The 4,362-nt window shown below is 31.1% G+C and carries 4 protein-coding genes; 1 reads left to right on the forward strand and 3 read right to left on the reverse strand.

The window, feature by feature from the left end; all coding sequences use genetic code 11:
* Nucleotides 1-64 precede the first annotated feature (64 nt).
* The 3 genes from N456_RS08760 to N456_RS08770 form a co-directional block, all read right to left on the reverse strand.
* The gene (locus N456_RS08760) at nucleotides 65-1,825 is read right to left on the reverse strand and encodes a DUF3987 domain-containing protein (RefSeq protein WP_062056013.1); all 1,761 of its coding nucleotides are present in this window, start codon (nucleotides 1,823-1,825) and stop codon (nucleotides 65-67) included.
* Entirely contained in the window at nucleotides 1,825-2,763 is a 939-nt protein-coding gene (locus N456_RS23725) for a BT4734/BF3469 family protein (protein WP_082422488.1), read from the reverse strand. The genes N456_RS08760 and N456_RS23725 overlap by 1 nt, the downstream gene beginning before the upstream one ends.
* Before the next feature lie 206 nt (nucleotides 2,764-2,969).
* Entirely contained in the window at nucleotides 2,970-3,260 is a 291-nt protein-coding gene (locus N456_RS08770; protein ID WP_062056015.1) for a hypothetical protein, read from the reverse strand.
* Nucleotides 3,261-3,516: 256 nt separating this feature from the next.
* Between N456_RS08770 and N456_RS08775 the strand changes: the two genes are divergently transcribed.
* Nucleotides 3,517-4,359 carry a hypothetical protein gene (locus N456_RS08775; protein ID WP_062056017.1) on the forward strand — a complete coding sequence of 281 codons (843 nt, stop codon included), beginning with the start codon at nucleotides 3,517-3,519 and terminating at the stop codon, nucleotides 4,357-4,359.
* Nucleotides 4,360-4,362: the final 3 nt, after the last annotated feature.

A 4,362-nucleotide genomic window follows, 5' to 3' on the forward strand; every position in this document is an offset into this window, starting at 1 on the left:
GCTAGAGAGAGTCCCTTTTCCTGAAAACCTCAGAAACCTCAAACCCTCAGAAACCTCAAAAACCTCAGTGCCTTTTTTTGAGGGTATTGCTATAATGTCCTTGATGAGTTCTTTGTATAAATCCTTTTTCTACAAATTCCTTAATATATCTTTCTGCACTTTTATCTGATATTTTTAAAGTATCTGCAATCTTTTTAAAAGCCTGTGTGGTAAATTCTATTGGTAATTGATCCAAGAATATTTCTTTCCCATTTTTTTGTCTAGGAAGCACAAGCTTTCTTTTGGGTAGGCATAAAAAAACTGCTTCAGTATGCTCTAATAAAGTTTCTGTGATAACTAAGGCACTATTGAAATCTTGTGAACTACATTCCTTACTAGGGGTGAGCGTATCATTTTCCAATATACGTATAGCAGAAAGAACCATAGCAATTCTATAACAGATTAGTCCCAAGCGAAATAAAGAAGCTTCTAGTCCATTCTTTTTTAAAAACAAGAACTTATCATATTGTCTACTAAAAAAGTCATTAAAATGCCTTACATGCTCTTTTTGAAGGTAAATTCGTATTCCTTGATGTTGCATGGTTAAGGTATCAAAAAATGGTTGAAATTGTTGTCCTAATTTGTCAAAGATACTATCTAACCCTTCTGCTTTGGAGTTGGCAAATACATTACGCCACTTTTTTTGTCGTTCCATCCTGTAAAACATAAAACGACTGAACAAACCATTTTCGGAATCAGGCATTAGTGCAAGTACTTGATCTGGAGTTCCTGTTAATAGTGTTGATACTTTTGGACAAGGAATATCAACATACTCGTTATCCGTTCTACGGTAATAGCTAATAGGCTCATGATGAAATGCTTTTCTAAAACCATCACTATAGTTACCATGTTCACTTTTAAATGTTTGTGCTAGGGTATCTCCTTCAGTTTCAAAAATTAATCCTGTTCCATCATTATTGGCTAATAATTGAAAAGTGCCTGTAGCACTACTATTGGCAGGAATGAATAACATTTTTTCTAATGGTTTATGAGGTTTCTCTAAAGTCTTATCTTTCTTTTTTAATTCATAATACTCTGCTAGTTCTACTTCGTATTGTACTTTTTGCGCATTAGTCTGATTCCGCTTTTGATGATGTATAGGAGCTACCAACCGTCGGCATAGATTAACCCTTCCTTTACCAGATGATGCAGGAGCTGTTATAAATAAGAAAAGATTAGGATATACTGTAAATTGATCATAAATACCGTAAACATTTGGTAAACATGCGCTAATTACTGTAAGAGATCCTAATAAAAGAATATCTCTTTCTTTATTATTTACAGCAGGTTGTAGGACTTGTTGTATGTATTGAGGTAGTTGTTTAAAAATAGAGTCAGGAAATTCAGATAAGGTTTTTTCAATTTCCACTTGGTTTTCTGGTTTAGTAGTTTCCCTAAGTGGAACTATCTCTTCTTTTTTTTTCTTTAGCTGAATGCCTGCTAGTTTTGTAAAATGAAAAAATGTTCCTAAAGTGACCCCAGTCCTTTTATTTTTTAGACATTGTTCATATTGATACTGACATTTTTTGTACTCGTAGCCTTGATAGAACTTACTTACTCGATGAAACAAAGTCGCCCCCTGTTGTCCAAATGCACTAGCAAAAGCAAAACCAACTTTTACCCAGTCCTCATAATTTGCTGTAATATCAATAGCAGAAGCTTCGAGTTTAACAATTACTTGTTGTACAGTATCAAAATCATCGTGATAGGATTGGGATACTTGTTTTTCTGAAGTAATTTGCTGTTCTGTTGTGTCCAAATACTTTTTAGGATTAAATAACGCCATTATGATATATATTTAGGATGAATATAAGCTTGTGGATCATAGGGGAGCAAACATCCTCTGCTCACATCTCCGCCACTAGTATCTATTTCAATATGATACGTTTGTTTTAAATAAGTAGAAACAGCTTTAAAGTAATCTTTATGGGAGACTTGAAGTAGTGAGATTCTTATGATCCATTTTAATCCGTTTCCTCTAGGAGAAGTAAATAATAGTTCGGTAGAAAAATACGGGTCATTTAATAGTATTTCTCTTATTTCTTGTAGTTTTTTCCTATCATATATACCATCTATATCTATAGTCAATAATCCTGAATGTTTGATAAGAGAAGTGTTATTTCGTTTTATAAATATTCCTGAAAAGGTTACATAATCAAAATGATTCTTTTTATACTTTTTTTGGTGTTGCAGAGTACTTAATTTCCGAAGTGTTTGTGTCTTGTGTTTTCTGATGGTATTGGTAAGCATTAAATAGGTTTCAAAAATATCTACTGTAGTGCTAGGATAGAGGTTGTATAAATTCTTACTGTAATAACTAAATTTAGGAGTCTTTTGATTGTCAGGTATTTGTTCTAAAGCTAGATTGATCCGTTGGAGTTTGGTTTGATAATCAGAAATTATATTTTCTAATCTTAAATGTAAAGCATCATTAATTTTAATTAATAACTCCTCTTGTGTATCCATTTTAAAATACAATTGTGCAAAATTAAAAACATCTCCTTTAAAATTTGTATGCTTCAAATCATGGTAAACAGCTTGATTGTTTACAACTTGAATGGAGAGACTACGGTGTTTTACGGGGACAAAGGGATTGAATGTTGGTTTACATTGTTTACCGTTTACAAACAGCACCGTTTCTTTGGGATAAAACTGCCGTAAAATATAGCTGTATATCTTTAGCCCATAATGAGTTTTGGATATGATGGTTTTTCTTGTTATCATTTGTGTATTCCATTAAAGATGTATTTGATAAAATCAAAGCTGAAAAACTTATACATAGAAAACCTTGACCAATAAGAGATGATTATTTTCTTTGGTTATGGTGATATACGATAAATTAGTGCTTGATATTTCCTAAGCTTAGGGGTTAAAGGCTTGTTTACAGAAATATAATGACGTAAGATTGTTGAATATATAAACTATACTTTCTAATCTTCTAAAAAACTTTTTTTAGAAGATTTCCGTACAATTTTGTGCAAGATCGTAGATCTCTGAACTTTATAGTTTTTTAATTCGTCTGCACTACACTCTAAATAAGAAGCAATGATATCTAAATCTTGTGTAGGAATATCAGAATGATCCTGAACCATTAGATTACAATATCTATTAAAGGTTCTTCCTGTTTTCTGCAAAGCCTTGATAATTTCCAGTTTAGTAACTTTGTATTTTGCTACTGGTAATTTTTCTAATTTTTCTTTGATACAATACTTGTAGTTCATAAGCCCAAAAAATGATGAATTAATAGTAAACTTTTTTACATTACAAAAATGATATTTCAAAAAAGGTTAATATAAATATAAGATTGCTAATAATTAATTTACAATTCTAATAGTGTTGTAAATCATGTGATAAAAATGACTCTCTTAGTATATATTTTTCTTTTTCATGAAAATTTCTTCTACAAATGTAAAGTAAATTTATTTACATTTTGTAACTTTGGTGAGACAATTTTGTCTTAATTAGTATTTTTTATTTATGGACACCCAAGATCCTTCTGACAGATATCATCACGGTAAAATCCTAAAGGATTTCATATTGAAGAATAATATCAATAGAAAAGGAGGGATGAATAGGCTAGCATCAGCTTTGCTTATGACCCGTCAAGGGATTTATGGGTTATATAAGCAAGAAGTAATTAAACGACATAACAGAAGTGCAATAATAGAATATTTTAATTTACCTGATGATTTCTTTCCTAATCCTGATAAAAAAGAAGATGAATATAATTTAATGTTTAGAGAATATGTAAAAGGGAGAATGAGAATAGAGCAACTTGAAGATGATCTTGATAAAGCACAAGCCCGTTATATCACAAGATTACACATGAACAATTTGGTTAATGATCCAGAAAACATTGAAGGCAACAATGTATGTGTAATAATGGCACCAAGTGCTGAAAAATATGTTCATCATTATTTTGACCCTTTGTACTTGGATCGTCTATCGAAGATTAAAGTTCCTAATTTACAAGGAGGTTTTGCCTTTGAAGTTGGTGATGTAAGCATGGTTAAAGTAGGATGTTTACCAAGTAATTTGGCATTAAGCTATGATCTAATAGAGTTTTATGAAAATATTGAAGAGAACACTCCCTATATCATTGTTTACAAAAGCCTACAATATGGTTCAGGTATAGTTTGTAGATATCTATCATATTTCAGAAGAAAGTTTAGATTATTTTCTCCAAATAAATCTTTTAAAGATATAGAGCTTTCTCAATTTGAGGTAGAACAAGTATGGGTAGTAAACCGTTTTTTAGAGCTATCCTCAGAACAATATATCAAATTTTTGGAATTCAGTATGGAAGATGATTTTAGGTGATTG

It is taken from the genome of Aquimarina longa SW024, assembly GCF_001401755.1.
GTDB classification, from domain to species: domain Bacteria; phylum Bacteroidota; class Bacteroidia; order Flavobacteriales; family Flavobacteriaceae; genus Aquimarina; species Aquimarina longa.

Bases quoted from the DNA above. Each gene is read 5' to 3' on its own strand.
- N456_RS08760 (WP_062056013.1), bottom strand. From the start codon at position 1,825: ATGGCGTTATTTAATCCTAAAAAGTATTTGGACACAACAGAACAGCAA.
- N456_RS23725 (WP_082422488.1), bottom strand. From the start codon at position 2,763: ATGATAACAAGAAAAACCATCATATCCAAAACTCATTATGGGCTAAAG.
- N456_RS08770 (WP_062056015.1), bottom strand. From the start codon at position 3,260: ATGAACTACAAGTATTGTATCAAAGAAAAATTAGAAAAATTACCAGTA.
- N456_RS08775 (WP_062056017.1), top strand. From the start codon at position 3,517: ATGGACACCCAAGATCCTTCTGACAGATATCATCACGGTAAAATCCTA.